Below are 18,679 nucleotides of genomic sequence, written 5' to 3'. Positions count from 1 at the left end.
ATGGCGACCGATCCGACCAACCACCCCGTCGCGCTGGGCGACGGACGACCCACCACGTCCTACACGCTGCGGGTCAACGGCTTCGAACGGCCCGTCACCGACGCCTGGATCGGCGAGAGCCTGCTCTACGTGCTGCGCGAGCGCCTCGGCCTGGCCGGCGCCAAGAACGGCTGCGAGCAGGGCGAGTGCGGGGCCTGCTCGGTGCAGGTGGACGGCCAGCTGGTGGCCGGCTGCCTGGTGCCGGCGGCGCTCGCGGCGGACAGCGAGATCAACACCGTGGAGGGCCTGTCGGCCGGCGGTGCGGCCAGCGACGTGCAGCAGGCGCTGGCCGAGTCGGGCGCGGTGCAGTGCGGTTACTGCACCCCCGGCATGGCGATGGCGGTGCACGACCTGCTGCAGCGCAACCACCGGCCCAGCGAGGTGGAGGCGCGGCAGGCGCTGTGCGGCAACCTCTGCCGGTGCACCGGCTACCGCAGCGTGCTGGCCGCCGTGCAGACGGTGGCGGACGCGCGGGGGGCGGCGCTGCTGGAGGCCGAGCAGGCCGCCGAACAGGCCGCCGGGGAGGCGGGCGCCGCACCCGCCCCCGACGCCGCGGACCCGCAGGCGCCGCTCGCCGAGCCGGCCCCGCTCCCCGCGCCGGACCCGGTGGCCCAGGCCGCCCCGGTGGCGCCGGTCGACCAGGTCGATCCGCCGGTCTACCAGGACGCCTGGACCGAGACCGCCACCACCGGCGAGGTCCCGCTGTTCGGCAGCGACGGCAGCGGCTGGATCACCGCCGACCCGCTGCTGGGCCAGCAGCCGCCCGCCGCCGAGCACCCCGCGGCCACCGCCGCCGGCATCGGCCTCGGGGTGATCCCGAACCAGGGCTACTCCGGCTACGACCCGACCGCCTACGGCCCGGGCACCGTCTACGACGGCGGCAGCAGCTACGAGCTCACCCCGGCGCACGGCACCGCCGCCCCCGGCGCGCCGTACGAGGGGACCCCGGCGCACGGCACGCCGTACGAGCCGACGCCCCCGCACGGCGTCCCGTACGACGCCACGCCCGCGCACGGCACCGCGTACCCGGCCGCGCCGCCGTACGCGGCCGGGCCGTACGCCCAGGCGCCCTACCCGGGTGTGGCCTACGACGGCGTCGGCTACCAGGGCACCCCCGCGCACGGGGTCCCGGCCCCCGGCACCCCGTTCGACGGCACCGTCTACGAGACCGCCCCCGGGATGCCCGAGGCGGGCACCCCGGCCCACGGCCTCCTCCTCCCCGAGGACGACCACGCATGACCACGCCCACCGAGACCAGCACCGCCGCCACCACCGCGGGCGAGGACACCGAGCGCGGGGGCGCGCCGCAGGGCCGGCCCGTGACGGCCTTCGGCCGGGGCGGTCCGCACGGACTGGGCAGCTCGCCGCTGCGCACCGACGCGCTGCCCAAGGCGCTCGGCATCTACCCCTACGCTGCCGACCTGTGGGCCGAGGGGATCCTGTGGGGCGCGGTGCTGCGCTCGCCGCACCCGCACGCCCGGATCGTCTCGATCGACACCTCGGCCGCGCTGGCGATCCCCGGCGTGCACGCGGTGCTCACCGCCGCCGACCTGCCCGCCCCCGGTGCGGGTGGGAGCGGCACCGGCCCGCTGTGGCCCGGCGGGCGTCCGGTGCTGGCCGGCGAGGTGGTCCGGCACCACGGCGAGCCGGTGGCCGCGGTGGCCGCCGACCACCCCGACACCGCGCGCCTGGCGGCGGCCTCGATCGCGGTCGAGTACCAGCTGCTGGACGCGCTCACCGACCCCGAGCAGGCCTTCCACGGCCCCGCCCTGCACCCCGACGGCAACCTGCTGCGCCACCTGCCGCTGCGCACCGGCGACCCCGACGTGGTCGGCGAGGTGATCGTGGAGGGCCTCTACCAGGTCGGCCGCCAGGACCCCGCCCCGATCGGCGCCGAGGCCGGCCTCGCTGTGCCGCGCCCGGACGGCGGCGTCGAGCTGCACCTGTCCTCCACCGACCCGCACGGCGACCGCGAGCGCACCGCCGCCTGCCTGGGCCTGGAGCCGGACCGGGTGCGGCTGGTGGTCACCGGGGTGCCCGGGGCGACCGCGGACCGCGAGGACCGTTCGTTCCAGGCGACGCTGGCCCTGCTGGCGCTGCGCACCGGGCGGCCGGTGAAGATGACGCTCACCCGCGAGGAGTCCTTCCTGACCCACGCGGCCCGGCACCCGGCACTGCTGAGGTACCGCCACCACGCCGACGCGCAGGGCAAGCTGGTCAAGGTCGAGGCACAGATCCTGCTGGACGGCGGCGCCTACGCCGACGTGTCGAGCGAGGTGCTGGCTGCCGCCACCGCCTTCTCGGTGGGCCCCTACCTGTGCCCGAACGTCTTCGTCGACGCCTGGGCGGTGCGGACCAACAACCCGCCCGCCGGGCGGATGCGCGGCGAGGGCGCGCTGCAGTCCTGCTTCGCCCACGAGTCGCAGCTCGACCTGCTGGCCGCCCGGCTCGGCCTCGATCCGCTGGAGGTGCGCCGGCGCAACGTGCTGGCCACCGGCGACGCGCTGCCCACCGGGCAGGCCGTCACCTGCCCGGCCCCGGTGGCCGCGCTGCTCGACGCGGTCGCCGAGACCCCGCTGCCCGCGCTCCCGGTGGCCGAGCCCGACACCGAGTGGCTGCTGCCCGGCGGCCCCGGCGGCGCGGGCGAGCCCTCGGCGGTGCGGCGCGGGATCGGCTACGCGGTGGGCATGGTGCACATGCTCGGCGCGGAGGGCGAGGACGAGGTCTCCACCGCCACCGTGCGGGTCAGCGGCGACAGCGCCACGGTGATCTGCGCGGCGGTCGACGCCGGGCAGGGCTTCGCCACGCTGGCCCGGCAGATCGTGCAGTCGGTGCTCGGGGTGAGCGAGGTCTACGTCGCGCCGGTGGACAGCGACCAGTCGATCGCCGGGCCCTCGGCCCGCGGCCGGCACACCTGGGTGTCGGGCGGCGCGGTGGAGAAGGCCGCGCTGATGGTCCGCCACCAGCTGCTGGCGCCGATCGCGGCGGACTTCGGCATGTCGGTGGAGCTGCTCTCGATCGCCGACGGCAAGATCACCTCCTACGACGGGGTGCTCGGCATGCCGGTCGAGGAGGCGTTGGAGGGCAAGGAGCTCTGGGCCACCGCCCAGTGCCGTCCGCACCCGACCGAGCCGCTCGACGAGGCCGGTCAGGGCGACGCCTTCGTCTCGATCGCCTTCTGCGCGATGCGCGCGGTGGTGGACGTGGACATCGAGCTGGGCGCGGTCCGGGTGGTCGACGTGACGGTGGCCCAGGACGTGGGCCGGGCGCTGAACCCGGGCCAGATCGAGGACCGGATCGAGGCGGGCGTGGCCCAGGGCGTAGGCCTGGCGCTGCTGGAGGACCTGCGCACCGCGGGCGGCGTGATCGCCAACCCCTCGCTCACCGGCTACCGCCTGCCCACCGCCCTGGACACCCCCGAGGTGCGGATCGCCGCGCTGCTGGAGGAGCGCGACGTGGTCGCCACCTTCGGTGCCAAGGCGGTCAGTGCCGTCCCGGCCGTGGTCGCGCCCGCGGCGGTGGCCGCGGCCGTCCGGGCCGCCACCAGCCTGCCGATCGGCCGGCTGCCGATCCCGCCGGAGGACGCGGTGGTCCTGGCGGTCTGACCGCTGCTCAGCACGTGCCGAACCCGCCGGGCCCGCCCGGCGGGTTCCGCGCTTTCCGGCGCCCGGGAATGCCGGAACATCCGGTCGGCGAGAAGCCGACCGGATATTCCGGGAAAAAACGCGGAGGCCATGACGGGAATCGAACCCGTGTAAACCGCTTTGCAGGCGGTTCCCTCAACCACTCGGGCACACGGCCGTGCGAAGGGCGCTGACGGCCCTTCGAGTCAGGAGTGGGCGGGGCGACAACAGGAGGGAGCGGCGGGGCGAATACGGTGGCACATCGCGGGGCTCCTCTCCGGTGTCGGTATTTCTGCGGTGCTTTCGGAATTCATTCTGCTGGCCGGTCGACGGGGCGTCAATAGCCGAATGTGACGGGCGTATGAAGTCCTACGACCATGGTCGTAGGATGGTCGGGACTCCAGGTCAGGAGTCAATCGCTCGGTTGGCACTTACCATGGCGGGCATGAGCATAGCCACCGAGACCTCGAAGCCCTCGTCGCTGCCGGCGGACCACGGTGGCGAAGGCGTGCTGAGTGCCCGCTACCGCGCGCTGACCCTCGGGATCGTCTCCGTCGTGCTGCTGCTCGCGTTCGAGGCGACCGCCGTCAACACGGCGATGCCGGTGGCGGCCCGGCAGCTGCACGGGCTCGGCCTGTACGCGTTCGCCTTCTCCGGCTACTTCACCAGCACGCTCTTCGCGATGGTGCTGTCGGGGGAGTGGTGCGACCGGCGCGGCCCGGTGCTGCCGCTGTTCGCCGGGATCGGGATCTTCGCGGCCGGGCTGGTGGTCGCGGGGACGGCGGGCAGCATGTGGCTCTTCGTCGGTGGCCGGGCGATCCAGGGGCTGGGCGGCGGGCTGGTGATCGTCGCGCTCTACGTGGTGGTGGGGCGGGCGTTCCCGGAGCGGCTGCGGCCGGCCGTCTTCGCGGCCTTCTCGGCCGCCTGGGTGCTGCCCTCGATCGTCGGTCCGCTGGTCTCCGGCCTGGTCACCCAGCACCTCGGGTGGCGCTGGGTGTTCCTGGCCGTCCCGGCCCTGGTGGTGCTGCCGCTGGCGGTGATGGGCCCGGCGCTGCGCCGCGCCGAGCGCGAGCTGCCGGCGGCCCCGCCCGGCGGATCGCTGGACCGGGGCCGGATCGGGCTGGCCGCGATGGCCGCGCTGGGTGCCGGGCTGCTCCAGTACGCGGGCCAGCGGCTGGACCTGCTGGGTCTGCTGCCGGCCGCGGCGGGCGGCGCGCTGCTGCTGCCCGCCGTGCTGCGGCTGCTGCCCAGCGGCACGCTGCGGGCCGCGCGCGGGCTGCCGACGCTGATCCTGCTGCGCGGGGTGGCGGCGGGGGCCTTCTTCGCCGCCGAGGCGTTCATCCCGCTGATGATGGTCACCCAGCGGCACCTGTCGCCGACGCTGGCCGGGCTCACCCTGACCAGCGGCGGGCTCTCCTGGGCTTTCGGCTCCTGGCTGCAGGGGCGCCCGGGCGCGGAGCGGTACCGCGAGCGGCTGATCAGGATCGGCTTCCTGCTGACGGCGCTGGCGATCGCCGGTGCCGCGCTGGTGCTGCTGCCGGCGGCCCCGACCTGGACCGCCGCACTCGCCTGGGTGTTCGGCGGGGTGGGCATGGGCCTGGCGATCGCCAGCATCAGCGTGCTGATGATGAAGCTCTCGCCGCCCGAGGCGGCCGGCGCCAACTCGGCCTCGCTGCAGATGTCCGACGCGCTCGGCAACGTGCTGCTGGTGGGACTGGCCGGGGTGCTGTTCTCCGCGCTCGGCGGCGGCGCGGTGGCAGCGGCGGACGCGAGCGGCGCGGGCGGCGGGGCGCGCGGCGGCTTCGCCGCGATCTTCCTGGTGATGACGGCCGTCGCGCTGCTCGGCGCCGGGCTGGCCGCCCGGGTCAGGGAACGGGCCTGAGGGCCCGGGCGGGCGGCTGACGGCCGGTCGGTCGGCCGGTCAGGAGGACCGGCGGCGCCGGTACTGCTGGAAGGTGGCCGCGCCGGCGGTGGCCAGCAGGGTCACCCCGGCCAGCGTCTCGGGGGTGTTCGGCCCGGTGCTGCCGCCCAGCCCCGCGTGCGAGGTGCCCTTGGGTCCGGTCTCGCCGGGCTGCCCGTAGTGGCCCGAGCTGCCGCTCTGGTCCTCGTGGCCCGGGCGGTCCGACTGCGCCGAGGAGCCGGGCGCCGCTGACCCCGCGCCCGGCCCGGACCCCGACTGCCCGGGCTTGGCACTGCTGTCGTGCACGGTGAAGGTGGTGGTCACCTGGCTCTTGGTCACCGTGGTGCACTTGATCGTCACGTCGTAGACGCCGGGCCTGGCGTGCTCGGGGACGGTGGCCATGGCACCCGTCAGCCCGCGCAGCGAGCCGAGCTTGACCGCGGGGATGTCCTGGCCGTCGGAGCCGCCCTGCTCGCGGGAGCGGAAGACGGCCTGGCCGCCGGCGCCGTCGCAGTTGCCCCCGTCGAAGACCGCGAACTGGCTGCCGGGGGTGACCGGGTCCGGCTCGATGATGACCGGGTTGGCGGCGGCGGTGCCGGCGCAGCCGAGGCCGACGGCCAGCGCCAGCAGCCCGGTGGCGGCGAAGTGACGAGCGCGCATGGTGTCTCTCCGGGACGCGGCCACGGGGTCGTCCCCGTGGAGGAGTAGGCGGAACCGTGTCCTGGCATCCAGGGGACGGGCTCACGCGGTGGTGCGCATCCGCACCAAGGCCGCGCGGAGGGCCGAAAACCGGCAGCTACCTGGGGTGATGGCGACTCACCCGGGGTAGCGCCAAACGGGGCCCCGGGTCAGTGCGCGGCACCCAGGAAGCTCGACCAGCCGCCCGCCGGGGCCTCGCCGACCGCCAGCGACTGCAGCTTGCGCAGCACCGCCGGGTCCTGCACCTCCAGCCACTGCACCAGCTGGCGGAAGGAGACCAGCCGCACCTCGGGCTTGTCCGCGATGGTCTTGAGCACCTCCTCGACGGCGTTCATGTAGATGCCGCCGTTCCAGCCCTCGAAGTGGTTGCCGATGTACATGGGCGCGCGGTTGGTGGTGTAGGCACGGTCGAAGCCGGACAGGTAGGACTCCGTGGCCTGCTTCTGCCAGGCCGTGTGCATCGTCGGATCGCCCTTGGTGTTGTCGCCGGACTGGTTGAACATGATGTTGTAGTCCATCGAGAGCACCTGGAAGGTGTGCCCGGGGAACGGGATGGACTGCAGCGGCATGTCCCACAGCGCGCCGCCCTGCACCTTCTGCGGCCAGATCTGGAGCCCGCCGGGCCCGCTGGTGTCGTACTTCCAGCCGCGCGCGGCGGCCGTCGGGAGCAGGCCGCGCTGGCCCTCCAGGCACGGGGCGCGCCCGCCGATCAGCTCCTTGCGGTAGTCGAAGGGCAGCGCGGGCAGGTCGGTGAAACCGGTGTTGGTCTTCCAGTTCATGACGAAGGACATCGCCTGCTCGATCTCGCTGTCCCAGTCCTCGGGCGACCACTTGCCGCCGCCGGTGGCGCCGCAGAAGTGCCCGTTGAAGTGGGTGCCGATCTCGTGCCCGTCCAGCCAGGCGGCGCTGATCTGGGTCAGCGTGTCGTGGATGTGCTGGTCGCTCAGGTAGCCGATGTCGGAGGCGCCGATGCGGTGCTGCGGCGGGTGGTAGAGCTCCTTCTTGGACTCCGGCAGGGTGTAGATCCCGCTCAGGAAGAAGGTCATCGAGGCGTCGTGGTCCTTGGCCAGGCGGCGGAACCGGGAGAACAGCTGGTCGTCCAGCTCGCCGGCGCCGTCCCACGAGAAGACGACGAACTGCGGTGGGCGCTCGCCCAGTTCGAGCGGGACCGGTTGCGGCTGGGCGGGCTGCGGGCCGGTGTCGGAGGTCGAGCCGTCGCCGATCAGGGTGGTCGGCGGCTTGGCGGGGGTGTTCGGCATGCTCGGGGAGGCGGAGCTCGGGGCGGGGGCGGCCTCGGTGCTCTTGGCGGTGGTGCCGGGGCGGGCACAGCCGGCGGCCACCGTCGCGGCGGTGGCCGCGCCGGCGGTCAGCAGGGTACGGCGGGACAGGTCGTCCATCATCACTCCGGTTCGGGTCGGGGCTCGGGGCGGGGCGCGGAACCGCGAGCGGGCGGGCGGCGGAGCTCAACGACGAGACGGTGCCCGACTGGTGGCGATTAGTCCGCTGAAAGACCGTTATGGGCGATTTGTCCCACAGCATCGCACGCTCTATCGCGGCGCACCGGGATGGCGATGCCCAAACGCCCGATAAGCGCAGCCGCACGGCGTGTCGAGTCGCGTCCCGGCCGCAAAGATCATCAGATTGGACGCGGGCTGTGCGGTGCGGGGCGGGAGGAGCCGAGGCGTCATGTGGGAGTCGCTGCGGGACGCGTACCACTCCCGGATCGTCGAGCCGGGCCGGGAGCCGCTCTTCCTGCTGCTGATCGGCCTGATCACGGCCTTCCTGTTCATCCGCTTCAGCACCCGGATGATCCGGCGCGGCACCTCCTGGTGGCCGGGCAACGTGACCCCCGGCGGCCTGCACATCCACCACGTGGTCTTCGGGCAGGCGCTGATGGTGGTGGCCGGAGTCGCGAGCTTCGCCTACCACGGCACCCACGGCCTGGCGCGCGACGGACTGGCGATCGCCTTCGGCGCGGGCTGCGGCCTGGTGCTGGACGAGTTCGCGCTGGTGCTGCACCTGGAGGACGTCTACTGGAGCGAGCAGGGCCGCAAGTCGGTGGACGCGGTGATCCTCGCGATCGCGCTGATCGCGCTGGTGCTGGTCGGCGAGCTGCCGCTGGGCGGGATCAGCGGCAAGCCCTCGATCGGGCAGCTGGCCGGGGCCGCGGTGCTGCTGCTCCTGGTGGTGGTCAGCCTGCTCAAGGGCAAGCTGTGGACCGGGCTGATCGGCGTCATGCTGCCGGTGCTCGCCGTGGTCGGGGCGATCCGGCTGGCCAGACCCGGCAGCCCGTGGGCCCGCTGGCGCTACCGCAGCCGCCCCAAGCGGATGGCCCGCGCCGAGCGGCGCGAGGCCCGGGTGCACCGGCGGATGGAGGCGTTCAAGGTGGGCGCGTACAACCTGCTGGCCGGCGCCCCGGACGCGGTACCCGACGGCACGGCGGCTGCGCCGGCCGCGGCCGAGGCCCCCGCGGCCGTCCCCGTACCCGTCCCCGCCCCCGCGCCGGCCCGCCCACTGCCGCCGTGGCGCCGGCGCTGCGCCGTGAGCGCCGAGTGGTACGCGCGGATCGCCGCCGCGCTCAACCTGCTGGCCGGGCTGATCGCCCCGTTCCGGGAGCGGGTGGAGCGGGCCAACAGCGGCGAGTTCTTCACCCCGGTGCTGGTCACCGCCGGGTTCACGGCCGCGCTCTTCGCCGCCCTGCTGGCGGTGATGCTGCGCCGGCGCAAGCGGGCGGCCTGGATCGTGGCCACCGCGGTGGCGGCGATCTACACGGTGCCCTTCGCGGTGGCCCTGGCGGTGCTGCCCGAGGACCGGGCGCACCCCTTCAACTGGGTCTCCTTCGCACTCACCGCACTGCTGCTCGCCGTGCTGCTGGCCGGCCGGCGCGCCTTCCACGCCCGGGGCGCCCGCGGCAACCTGGTGCTCGGCCTGTCCGTGCTGCTGATCGGCGGGCTGCTCGTCACCGTGCTCGGCGCCGTGCTGGTGCACGCCGGCACCACCCCGCAGGCGGACTGGGGCGACTGCTTCGGCTACGCGGTGGTGCGGCTGTTCACCGTCTCCGGCTTCGGCGACGTGACCGCGCAGGTGAGCGTCGACCGCTGGGCCGACCTGACCATCAACGTGCTCGGCGCCGCGCTCTTCCTGCTGGTGCTGCGGGTCTTCTTCCGCTCCCCGCACGGGCGGGTGCACCTGCAGCCGCAGGACGAGCAGCGGCTGCGCGCCCTGCTGGAGCGGCACGGGGCGCGCGACTCGCTCGGCTATTTCGCGCTGCGCCGCGACAAGTCGGTCTGCTGGTCGCCCTCCGGCAAGGCCGCCGTGCTCTACCGGGTGGTCAACGGGGTCGCGCTGGCCTCCGGCGACCCGATCGGCGACCCGGAGGCGTGGCCGCAGGCCATCGCGTGCTGGCGGGAGCTGGCCCGGGCCAACGCCTGGGTGCCGGCCGTCACCGGCGCGGGCGAGCAGGCCGGCACGGTCTACCGGCGGACCGGCCTCAAGGCCCTGGAGTTCGGCGACGAGGCGATCGTCGAGGTGACCGCCTTCAGCCTGGAGGGCCGCAGCATGCGCACCCTGCGCCAGGCCCACAACCGGGTCCGCAAGGCCGGCTACCGCGCGGTGATCCGCCGCCACCGGGACATCCCCACGGACGAACTGACCGCGCTGGTGCACCTGGCCGACGCCTGGCGCCACGGCCGCACCGAGCGCGGCTTCTCGATGGCGCTGGGCCGGCTCGGCGACCCCGCCGACGGCGACTGCGTGCTCGCCGAGTGCCGGGACGAGAACGACCGCACCTGCGCGCTGCTGAGCTTCGTGCCCTGGGGCGCGCACGGCCTCTCGCTCGACCTGATGCGCCGCGACCGGGAGTCGGAGAACGGTCTGGTGGAGTTCCTGGTCACCGAGCTGCTGCTGGCCGGGGCGGCCGGTGCGCTGCCGCTCACCCGGGTCTCGCTGAACTTCGCGATGTTCCGCTACGTCTTCGAGCAGGGCGGCAAGCTGGGGGCCGGACCGGTGCTGCGGCTGTGCCGGGCCGTGCTGCGCTTCCTGTCGCGGTGGTGGCAGCTGGAGTCGCTGTACCGGGCCAACGCCAAGTACCAGCCCAGCTGGGAGCCGCGCTTCCTGCTCTACGAGAAGTCCTCCGAGCTGCCCACCATCGCGGTGGCCAACGGGCTGGCCGAGGGGTTCCTGGTCCGGCCCAGGCTGCGCGGCTCGCTGCGCCGGGGCGCGGCTCACCCGTCCGGCGGCACAGCCGATGCGGCGGGGCAGGCCTCCGGTTTGGCTGAGCAGGGGTGAGCCGAGGATCTGCGGACGGGAGCCGGCGTGGGCAGGCAGCGCAGTCCCTGGTCGGCGGCGGTGGCGCTGGGGGCGACGGTGGTGGTGGGGGCCTGGCTGGTGCAGGACGGCAGCCGCGGTTCGCTGCCGCCCGCGCCGTCCGCCGCCGAGGCGGGGGAGGACGGCGCGATCCGTCCGGCCGCGCTCAGCGGCACCCCGATGCGGGCCTCGGAGCCGGTGCGGGTCAGGATCCCGGCGGTCGGTGTGGACGCCCCGGTGACCGGGGTCGGGCTGGACGGTGAGGGCCACCTGGCCACCCCGCCGGACAATCGGCGCAATCTGGCGGGCTGGTACCGTGACGGGGTGACGCCCGGCCAGCGCGGTACCGCGCTGCTGGTCGGCCACGTGGACACCGCCGCCGGCCCCGCCGTCTTCTACGGTCTGGGTGCGCTGCACCGCGGTGACCAGGTCGACGTGGCCCGGCAGGACGGCACCACCGCCTGGTTCGTGGTCGACGCCGTCGACGTCTACGACCGTTCGGACTTCCCGGACCACCGGGTCTACGGCCAGGCCCCGGACGCGCAACTGCGGTTGATCACCTGTGGCGGCGGGTTCACCAAAGGACAGGGCTACCACGGCAACGTGGTGGTATTCGCACATCTGACAGGTCATCGGGGGGCACAGTGACGGCAGCACTGGCGTGGGACGGTCCGCTGGACTGGCCGATCACCAGCGGGGTGATCCCGATCCTGGTGCTGGCGCTCGGCTGGCTCGCGCTGGTCGGCCTCGCCGTCTCCAGCAGCACCCACTGGTGGAGCCGGCGGTTCCCGTGCGCCGTGCTGCTGACCGCGGCGCTCACCGTGCTGGTGCGGGCCGTGGTGAACGACTGGTGGCAGCCGTGGCCCGACGGGCTCACCCGCGAGGTGGTGTTCTGGGTCGGGATCGGGATCCTCGGCCTGCTGCTGGCGCTCTTCCGGCTGCCCCCGCTGCGCTGGCGCGGCCGGTTCGCGGCGGTGGGCGCGGCGCTGCTGGTGCTGCTGATGTCCGGCTCGGAGATCAACCGGCAGTACGACCAGTACCCGACCCTGCGGGTGCTGCTGGCCCCCTGGATCCAGCACACCCCGACCTTCTCGGCGGGCAGGGCCACCAGCACGCTGAGCGCGCCCGCCGGGCGCACGCTGGCCGAGGTCTGGCACAGCCCGGCCGGGCTGCCGGCCAAGGGCACCATCACCACCACGGCGATACCCGGGCACAAGTCCGGCTTCGATCCCCGCGACGCCTACATCTACCTGCCGCCGGCCTACCAGGCCACCGCGCCGCGCCCGCTGCTGCCGGTGCTGGTGCTGATGGCCGGCCAGCCCGGGGGACCGGCCGACTGGGTCAACTCCGGCGACCTGGCCGGCACCATGGACTCCTTCGCCGCCGCCCACCAGGGCCTGGCGCCGATCGTCGTGGTGGTCGACCCGACCGGCTCCGACTGGGCCAACACGCTCTGCATGGACTCCAAGATCGCCAAGGCGCAGACCTACCTCGCCCAGGACGTGCCCGACTGGGTGCACGCCCACCTGCAGACCGGCACCGGCCGCGGCGCCTTCGCGATCGGCGGGCTCTCGCTCGGCGGCACCTGCTCGCTCCAGATGGCCGTCAACGCACCGCAGGTCTACGGCTCCTTCCTGGACATCTCCGGCCAGGACGAGCCCACCCTGGGCAGCCACGACAAGACCGTGCAGGCGGCCTTCGGCGGCAACGAGGCGGCCTTCGACGCGGTGGACCCGCTGCACGTGATGGCCCGCCAGAAGTTCCCCGACACCGCGGCCGCGTTCGTGGTCGGCAAGAGCGACGGCGAGTACGGCCCGCAGCAGCGCAAGGTCTACCAGGCCGCCGTCGCGGCGGGCATGAGGGCGACCTTCACCGAGGTGCCCGGGGGCCACGACTGGAACACCTTCCGGGCCGGGCTGAGCGGCCAGCTGACCTGGTTGTCCCAGCAGCTCGGGCTGATCGGATGAGCCCGGCGGAACCGCCCGGGAGCGGGCCCGCGACCACCGACGCCGGTGCCGCGCAGCCCGTCACCCCGCGGCCCGAGTCGCCCTGGCGGCGTGGGCTGCGGGCCTGGCCGCCGGTGGCCCGGGCGCTGCGCGAGGCGCCGCTGACGGTGGCGCTGACCGTGCTGCTCTGGGTGGTCGGCGCCGCCACCGGCAGCCTGGGCAGCGGCCCCTCGCCGCACCTGCTCTCCCGGGTCGGGGTGGGCATCCCGACGCTGGAGGCCGGGCGCTGGTGGACCCCGCTCAGCTCGCTGTGCTGGTGCTCGGGCATCGCCGCCTACCTGCTGACCACCGCCGCGCTGCTGGTGATCGGGCCGATCGCCGAGCGGCGGCTGGGCCGGTGGCGGGCCGGCGCGGTGGTGATCGCCGGCCAGGTGGTCGGCGTCCTGCTGGGCACCGGCCTGGTGCGGCTGGGCATCGCGGTCGGCGAGACCTGGACCCAGGGGCTGAACGAGCAGGTCGCGGTCGGCCCGGCGCCGGGGCTCTTCGCGCTCGCCGGTGCGGTCAGCTTCCGGCTCACCGCGCTGTGGCGGCGCCGGCTGCAGCTGGTGGTGGTGCTGGTGCCGCTGGTGCTGATGCTCTACGTCGGCCACCTGCAGGCCGTCCAGCGCCTGGTCGCGGCGGCCTTCGGGCTGGCCGCCGGGCTGCTGCTGGTCCGCGAGCGGGTGTCCTGGCGGCCGCGCCGGCCCTCGCACGCCGAGACCCGGGTACTCGTCGCGCTCTGCGTGGCCGGCTCCGCGCTCGGGCCGCTGATCGCCTCGCTCTACCGGGACGCCTACGGCCCGTTCAACACCTTCAGCGACCTCTACTTCTCCCGCCCGCCCAGCGCCGAGGACATCGCCTACGCCTGCTCGGTGTCGGCCGACGAGTGCGCGCACCTGAAGTCGGCGCTGCACTTCTACGACTCGCCGGGGCGGCTGATGGCGGCGCTGATCCCGGTCCTGCTGCTGGTGCTGGCCGAGGGGCTGCGCCGCGGCCTGCGGCTGGCCTGGTGGTGCATCGCGGTCGTCCAACTGCTGTGGATCGCGCTGCTCAGCTGGCTGCTGGAGGTGCTGCTCGGCCAGGCCGGCGACCTCGGCGGCCAGGGCGAGGTCTGGCAGCTGGTCGGCGAGGCGCTGCTGATGCCGGTGCTGGTGCTGCTCCTGCTGCTGATCACCCGCAAGCGCTTCTCGCTGCGGCTGCCCGCCCGGGACCTCAAGCGGCTGGGCCTGGTGACCGGCGGCACCCTGCTGGCCGCGTGCCTCGCCTACCTGGGGATCGGCTGGCTGGTGCGCGACCAGTACAACCCGGACGCCACCCTGCCCGTCCTGCTGCGGGGCCTGCCCTCGGAGTTCCTGCCGCCCGCCTACAACGACCTGATCCTCACCTCCCCGGTGGCCGTCGGCGGCACCTCGCAGGCCCTGTCGGCCTATACCGGGCTGCTGTTCTGGGTGGTCACCCTGCTCTCGCTGCTGCTGGCCTTCCGCCGTCCCAGCGTGCAGGCGGACGCCGCGGACGCGGCCCGGGCGCGCGAGCTGCTGACCCGGCACGGCGGCTCGACGCTCTCCTTCATCGCCACCTGGGACGGCAACCACTACTGGTTCGACGAGGGGCGCGAGGCCGCCGTGCCGTACCGGGTGATCTCCACCGTGGCGCTGACCACCGGCGATCCGTTCGGCGAGCCGGCGGCGCGGCGGCGGGCGGTGGCCGGGTTCGCGGCGTACTGCGACGCGCGCGGCTGGACCCCGTGCTTCTACAGCGTCACCCCGCAGACGCTGGACGAGGGCGAGCGGCTCGGCTGGCGCTCGCTGCAGGTCGCCGAGGACACCGTGGTGCCGCTGGCGGACCTGGCCTTCACCGGGAAGAAGTGGCAGGACATCAGGACCTCGCTGAACAAGGCCCGCAAGGAGGGCATCACCGCCGAGTGGTGGAGCTGGCAGCACGCGCCGATGGCCGTGCGCGACCAGGTGCGCTCGATCTCGGAGGAGTGGGTGGCCGACAAGGGCCTGCCCGAGATGGGGTTCACCCTGGGCGGCCTGGACGAGCTGGCCGATCCGGCGGTGCGGATCCTGGTCGCCGTCGACCAGGACCGTACGGTGCACGGCCTGACCAGCTGGATGCCGGTCTACCGGGACGGCGAGCCGATCGGCTGGACGCTGGACTTCATGCGCCGGCGCGCCGACGGCTTCCGCGGCGTGATGGAGTTCCTGATCGCCTCCGCGGCGCTCGGCTTCAAGGAGGAGGGCGCCGAGTTCCTGAGCCTGTCCGGGGCGCCGCTGGCCCGGGCGGACCGCGGCGTGCCGCAGACCGCGCTGCAGCGGATGCTCGACTGGATGGGCAAGAGCCTGGAACCGGTCTACGGGTTCCGCTCGCTGCTCGCCTTCAAGGCGAAGTTCCAGCCCGAGTACCGGCCGATGTACATGCTCTACCCCGACCCGGCGGCGCTGCCCAGCATCACCCGGGCGATCGGCAAGGCCTACCTGCCGCACCTGACGCCCAGCCAGGGCATGCGGCTGATGCGCAGGCTCTCGGGCTGAGCCGCGCGGCCCGGGTCAGCCGAGCAGCTCGGCCAGCGCGCGGTCGGCGTCCAGGTGGCGGCCCTCCTGGTGCTCGGGCACGCAGCGGTAGCTGGCCGCCAGGAAGCGCCGCAGGTCCCCCGCCTCGAAGCGGAGCAGGGCGATCCCCTCGGGTGCCCGCAGCTCGACCATCGTGTGCGGACCGCGCGAGGGCCTGATGTGCACGTCGCCCAGCCCGGCGGGCAGGTCGAGCCCGGTGGCCAGCAGCTGCCGGGCGAAGACCCAGACCACCTCGTCCGCCGCGGACGGCGCCGCCACCTCGTCCAGCGAGTACTCGCCGGGGAACACCAGCCGGACCGCCAGCGGGTCGGCCGCCCGGTAGCGCAGGGTCACCTGCAGCCGGGTGGAGCAGTGGCTGGACAGGATCAGGGCGGCCTGGACGGACTGCTCGACTGCGGCGCTGCACATGGGGGCTCCTCGGGTCGGGTGGTGCGCGTACGACAGGAGAGAGTGCGGGGGAGCGGGTTGATTACCCGGGTTCGCGGGGTGATCCCGGTCACGTGGCGTCCGTCGGTGTCGAGCCCTCGATGACGGCGCAGCCCGGTAGGCTAGGCGGGTTGTCCGATCGCCCATCCACCGCACACCCGGGCCGCTCCACCGCCCTGACCTGCGACGATCCCCCTCGGAGACCGTGAGTACTGCCGCCTCGTCCGCCATGTCGCCCCTGTTCTCAGACGCGCAGCCGACCGCGCAGCCGCAGGCCCGTCCGGCCGCGGCGGCCGGGCAGCACCACCTGTCGCCGGCCTTCCCCGGGCGTGCCCCCTGGGGCACCGCGGGCAAGCTGCGCGCCTGGCAGCAGGGGGCGCTGGACACGTACATCGAGAAGCAGCCCCGGGACTTCATGGCGGTCGCCACCCCGGGCGCCGGTAAGACCACGTTCGCCCTCACCCTGGCCTCCTACCTGCTGCACAACCACCTGGTGCAGCAGGTGACCGTGGTCGCGCCGACCGAGCACCTGAAGAAGCAGTGGGCCGAGGCCGCCGCGCGGATAGGCATCCGGCTGGATCCGGCCTACTCCTCGGGGCCGCTCTCGAAGGACTACCACGGCATCGTGGTCACCTACGCGGGCGTGGGCGTCAACCCGATGCTGCACCGCAACCGCACCGAGGCGCGCAAGACGCTGGTGATCATGGACGAGATCCATCACGCCGGCGACTCCAAGTCCTGGGGCGAGGCCTGCTTCGAGGCCTTCGAGCCGGCCACCCGCCGGCTGGCGCTGACCGGGACGCCGTTCCGCTCGGACACCAACCCGATCCCGTTCGTCCAGTACGAGGCGGACACCGACGGGCTGCGCAAGTCGGTGGCCGACTACACCTACGGCTACGGGCACGCGCTGGCCGACCACGTCGTGCGTCCGGTGATCTTCCTGTCGTACAGCGGCAACATGCGCTGGCGCACCAAGTCCGGCGACGAGCTGGAGGCCCGGCTCGGCGAGCCGATGACCAAGGACCTGATCGCCCAGGCCTGGCGCACCGCGCTCGCTCCGCAGGGCGAGTGGATCCCCAACGTGCTGCGGGCCGCGGACAAGCGGCTGACCGAGGTGCGCAAGGCGATCCCGGACGCGGGTGGTCTGGTGATCGCCACCGACCAGAACGCGGCCCGCGCCTACGCCAAGATGATCCGCGAGATCACCGGGCACAAGGCCACCCTGGTGCTCTCCGACGAGGCCGAGGCCTCCCAGCGGATCTCCGACTTCTCGGCGAACGACGACCGCTGGATGGTCGCGGTCCGGATGGTCTCCGAGGGCGTCGACGTGCCGCGGCTGGCGGTCGGCGTCTACGCCACCTCGATCTCCACCCCGCTCTTCTTCGCGCAGGCGGTCGGCCGCTTCGTGCGCGCCCGCAAGCGCGGCGAGACCGCCTCGGTCTTCCTGCCCTCGGTGCCGATGCTGCTCGGCTTCGCCAACGAGATGGAGCTGCAGCGCGACCACGTGCTGGACCGGCCCAAGAAGGAGAGCGAGGGCCTCTTCGACGAGGAGGACCGGCTGCTGGCCGAGGCCGAGCGGGCCAACGACGGACCGGACGGCGCGGGTGGCGAGGAGCTCTCCTACGAGGCGCTCGGCTCCGACGCCGTCTTCGACCGGGTGCTCTACAACGCCATGGAATTCGGCATGCAGGCGCACCCGGGCAGCGAGGAGGAAGAGGAGTACCTCGGCATTCCCGGCCTGCTGGAACCCGACCAGGTGCACCTGCTGCTGCAGAAGCGCCAGAGCCGGCAGATCCAGCGCTCGAAGAGCAAGCCCGCCGACGAGGCCGACCTGCTCGAGCTGCCGGCCGAGCAGCGCCCGGTGGTGACCCATCAGGAGCTGCGCGACCTGCGCAAGGAGCTGAACGGGCTGGTCGCCGCCTGGCACCACCGCACCAACCAGCCGCACGGGACGATCCACAACGAGCTGCGCCGCCAGTGCGGCGGCCCGCTCACCGCGCAGGCCACGGCCAATCAGCTCAAGGCCCGGATCGCGATGGTCAGGAAGTGGGCGAACTGATGCCCCGCCCGGTGCGATTCCGCTAACGATTCGCTGGGAGTCCACTGGGGAGATGCTGTGGAGGTGAGGGTGTCCGAAGTCCGAACCCAGGGCACCCGAACCATCGCCGTGCTCCGGTGAAATTGGTGGCATTGCCCCGATAGGTCCGAATCGGAAATATCGATCATGACCGAATTTTGGACAACCACTTCCGCAGCGGCGAATCAGTTATTACCTTTCCCCCACGCTCTCACGCAGGCACGACCGCCGACCGGAGCGCTCAGAGCCGCGTGTGCCGACGACGACGCAGCCGGCCTGGACCGCGTCCACCACCCCTGCGCGCGACACCACCGTCCCGTCCCGGCCCTCCGCCGAGGCTGCCGACCACCGCGGAAAGGAATGCGTGTCGTGACCGCAGAGACCTCCCAGACCCTCGACCGCGGCGTCAGGGTCCTCAAACTGCTGGCCGACTCCGAACGCGGCCTGACCGTGACCGAGCTGGCCGCCCGGCTCGCCGTCAACCGCACGGTGGTCTACCGGCTGCTGGCGACCCTGGAGCAGCACGGCCTGGTCAGACGTGACATCGGCGGCCGGGCCCGGGTGGGCCTGGGCGTGCTGCGGCTGGCCCACCGGGTGCACCCGCTGCTGCGCGAGGCCGCGCTGCCGGCGCTGCGCAGCCTGGCCGAGGACCTCGGCGCCACCGCCCACCTGACCCTGGTGGACGGCACCGAGGCGCTCGCCGTGGCCGTGGTGGAGCCCAGCTGGACCGACTTCCACGTGGCCTACCGCACCGGCCTGCGCCATCCGCTGGACGAGAGCGCCGCGGGCCGGGCGATCCTGGAGGCCCGCAAGTTCCCGGGCCAGCGCCGGCCCGAGCAGAGCTTCGTGATCACCCGGGCGGAGGAGCAGTCCGGCGCCAGCGGTGCGGCGGCCGCGCTGGTCGGGCTGAGCGGCATCGAGGGCAGCGTCGGCGTGGTGATGCTCAACGGGCTGGTGCCCGAGCGGGTCGGGCCGCGGGTGGTGGAGGCCGCCACCGAGGTGGCCGACGCGCTGCGCTGAGCGGACGGTGCGCCCCGGCCGCCGTGTGTTCG

Annotated in this window: 12 protein-coding genes and 1 tRNA gene; 9 read left to right on the top strand and 4 right to left on the bottom strand. The window is 73.9% G+C overall.

Annotation, left to right across the window (positions count from 1 at the left end; genetic code table 11):
* Together OG294_RS41135 and OG294_RS15895 are read left to right on the top strand one after the other, a co-directional pair.
* Nucleotides 1–1,278: a (2Fe-2S)-binding protein gene (locus OG294_RS41135; protein WP_442789169.1), complete on the top strand. Its 1,278-nt coding sequence runs from the start codon at nt 1–3 to the stop codon at nt 1,276–1,278.
* Nucleotides 1,275–3,644: a xanthine dehydrogenase family protein molybdopterin-binding subunit gene (locus OG294_RS15895; protein WP_327067156.1), complete on the top strand. Its 2,370-nt coding sequence runs from the start codon at nt 1,275–1,277 to the stop codon at nt 3,642–3,644. The genes OG294_RS41135 and OG294_RS15895 overlap by 4 nt, the downstream gene beginning before the upstream one ends.
* A 124-nt stretch (nt 3,645–3,768) precedes the next feature.
* Here OG294_RS15895 and OG294_RS15890 read toward each other — a convergent pair.
* Nucleotides 3,769–3,840, bottom strand: a tRNA-Cys gene (locus tag OG294_RS15890).
* 267 nt (nt 3,841–4,107) lie between these two features.
* Here OG294_RS15890 and OG294_RS15885 point away from each other — a divergent pair.
* Nucleotides 4,108–5,544 (top strand): MFS transporter, encoded by a 1,437-nt coding sequence (locus tag OG294_RS15885; protein ID WP_327067155.1) that lies wholly within the window; start codon nt 4,108–4,110, stop codon nt 5,542–5,544.
* A gap of 39 nt (nt 5,545–5,583) precedes the next feature.
* Here OG294_RS15885 and OG294_RS15880 read toward each other — a convergent pair whose 3' ends face one another.
* Nucleotides 5,584–6,222, bottom strand: coding sequence for a hypothetical protein (locus tag OG294_RS15880; protein ID WP_327067154.1), 639 nt, complete (start codon nt 6,220–6,222; stop codon nt 5,584–5,586).
* Between the two features lie 188 nt (nt 6,223–6,410).
* On the bottom strand, nt 6,411–7,658 hold the full coding sequence (locus OG294_RS15875; protein WP_327067153.1) for a hypothetical protein: 1,248 nt from the start codon (nt 7,656–7,658) through the stop codon (nt 6,411–6,413).
* A gap of 289 nt (nt 7,659–7,947) precedes the next feature.
* Between OG294_RS15875 and OG294_RS15870 the strand changes: the two genes are divergently transcribed.
* Genes OG294_RS15870 through OG294_RS15855 form a run of 4 tightly spaced genes read left to right on the top strand, consistent with a single transcriptional unit; the run spans nt 7,948 to nt 15,085 of the window.
* Nucleotides 7,948–10,548 (top strand): phosphatidylglycerol lysyltransferase domain-containing protein, encoded by a 2,601-nt coding sequence (locus OG294_RS15870; protein WP_327067152.1) that lies wholly within the window; start codon nt 7,948–7,950, stop codon nt 10,546–10,548.
* A 27-nt stretch (nt 10,549–10,575) separates the two neighbouring features.
* A complete protein-coding gene (locus OG294_RS15865) occupies nt 10,576–11,214 on the top strand; it encodes a class F sortase (protein WP_327067151.1) in 639 nt (212 codons plus the stop codon).
* On the top strand, nt 11,211–12,533 hold the full coding sequence (locus OG294_RS15860; protein WP_327067150.1) for an alpha/beta hydrolase: 1,323 nt from the start codon (nt 11,211–11,213) through the stop codon (nt 12,531–12,533). The genes OG294_RS15865 and OG294_RS15860 overlap by 4 nt, the downstream gene beginning before the upstream one ends.
* Nucleotides 12,530–15,085 (top strand): DUF2156 domain-containing protein, encoded by a 2,556-nt coding sequence (locus OG294_RS15855; protein ID WP_327067149.1) that lies wholly within the window; start codon nt 12,530–12,532, stop codon nt 15,083–15,085. The genes OG294_RS15860 and OG294_RS15855 overlap by 4 nt, the downstream gene beginning before the upstream one ends.
* Nucleotides 15,086–15,100: 15 nt before the next feature.
* Here OG294_RS15855 and OG294_RS15850 read toward each other — a convergent pair whose 3' ends face one another.
* A complete protein-coding gene (locus OG294_RS15850) occupies nt 15,101–15,532 on the bottom strand; it encodes an SsgA family sporulation/cell division regulator (RefSeq protein WP_327067148.1) in 432 nt (143 codons plus the stop codon).
* Between the two features lie 247 nt (nt 15,533–15,779).
* Here OG294_RS15850 and OG294_RS15845 point away from each other — a divergent pair, with 247 nt between their 5' ends.
* Both OG294_RS15845 and OG294_RS15840 read left to right on the top strand, forming a co-directional pair.
* Nucleotides 15,780–17,609: a DEAD/DEAH box helicase gene (locus OG294_RS15845; RefSeq protein ID WP_327067147.1), complete on the top strand. Its 1,830-nt coding sequence runs from the start codon at nt 15,780–15,782 to the stop codon at nt 17,607–17,609.
* 387 nt (nt 17,610–17,996) lie between these two features.
* A complete protein-coding gene (locus OG294_RS15840) occupies nt 17,997–18,647 on the top strand; it encodes an IclR family transcriptional regulator (protein WP_327067146.1) in 651 nt (216 codons plus the stop codon).
* Nucleotides 18,648–18,679: the final 32 nt, after the last annotated feature.

Source organism: Kitasatospora sp. NBC_01302, from assembly GCF_035976515.1.
Taxonomy (GTDB): Bacteria; Actinomycetota; Actinomycetes; order Streptomycetales; family Streptomycetaceae; genus Kitasatospora.
Note: the sequence above shows the minus strand (reverse complement) of the source record. Positions and strands in the feature narration are given on the sequence as shown.

Bases quoted from the DNA above. Each gene is read 5' to 3' on its own strand.
- OG294_RS15845 (WP_327067147.1), top strand. From the start codon at position 15,780: ATGTCGCCCCTGTTCTCAGACGCGCAGCCGACCGCGCAGCCGCAGGCC.
- OG294_RS15885 (WP_327067155.1), top strand. From the start codon at position 4,108: ATGAGCATAGCCACCGAGACCTCGAAGCCCTCGTCGCTGCCGGCGGAC.
- OG294_RS15880 (WP_327067154.1), bottom strand. From the start codon at position 6,222: ATGCGCGCTCGTCACTTCGCCGCCACCGGGCTGCTGGCGCTGGCCGTC.
- OG294_RS15850 (WP_327067148.1), bottom strand. From the start codon at position 15,532: ATGTGCAGCGCCGCAGTCGAGCAGTCCGTCCAGGCCGCCCTGATCCTG.
- OG294_RS15895 (WP_327067156.1), top strand. From the start codon at position 1,275: ATGACCACGCCCACCGAGACCAGCACCGCCGCCACCACCGCGGGCGAG.
- OG294_RS15855 (WP_327067149.1), top strand. From the start codon at position 12,530: ATGAGCCCGGCGGAACCGCCCGGGAGCGGGCCCGCGACCACCGACGCC.
- OG294_RS41135 (WP_442789169.1), top strand. From the start codon at position 1: ATGGCGACCGATCCGACCAACCACCCCGTCGCGCTGGGCGACGGACGA.
- OG294_RS15870 (WP_327067152.1), top strand. From the start codon at position 7,948: ATGTGGGAGTCGCTGCGGGACGCGTACCACTCCCGGATCGTCGAGCCG.
- OG294_RS15875 (WP_327067153.1), bottom strand. From the start codon at position 7,658: ATGGACGACCTGTCCCGCCGTACCCTGCTGACCGCCGGCGCGGCCACC.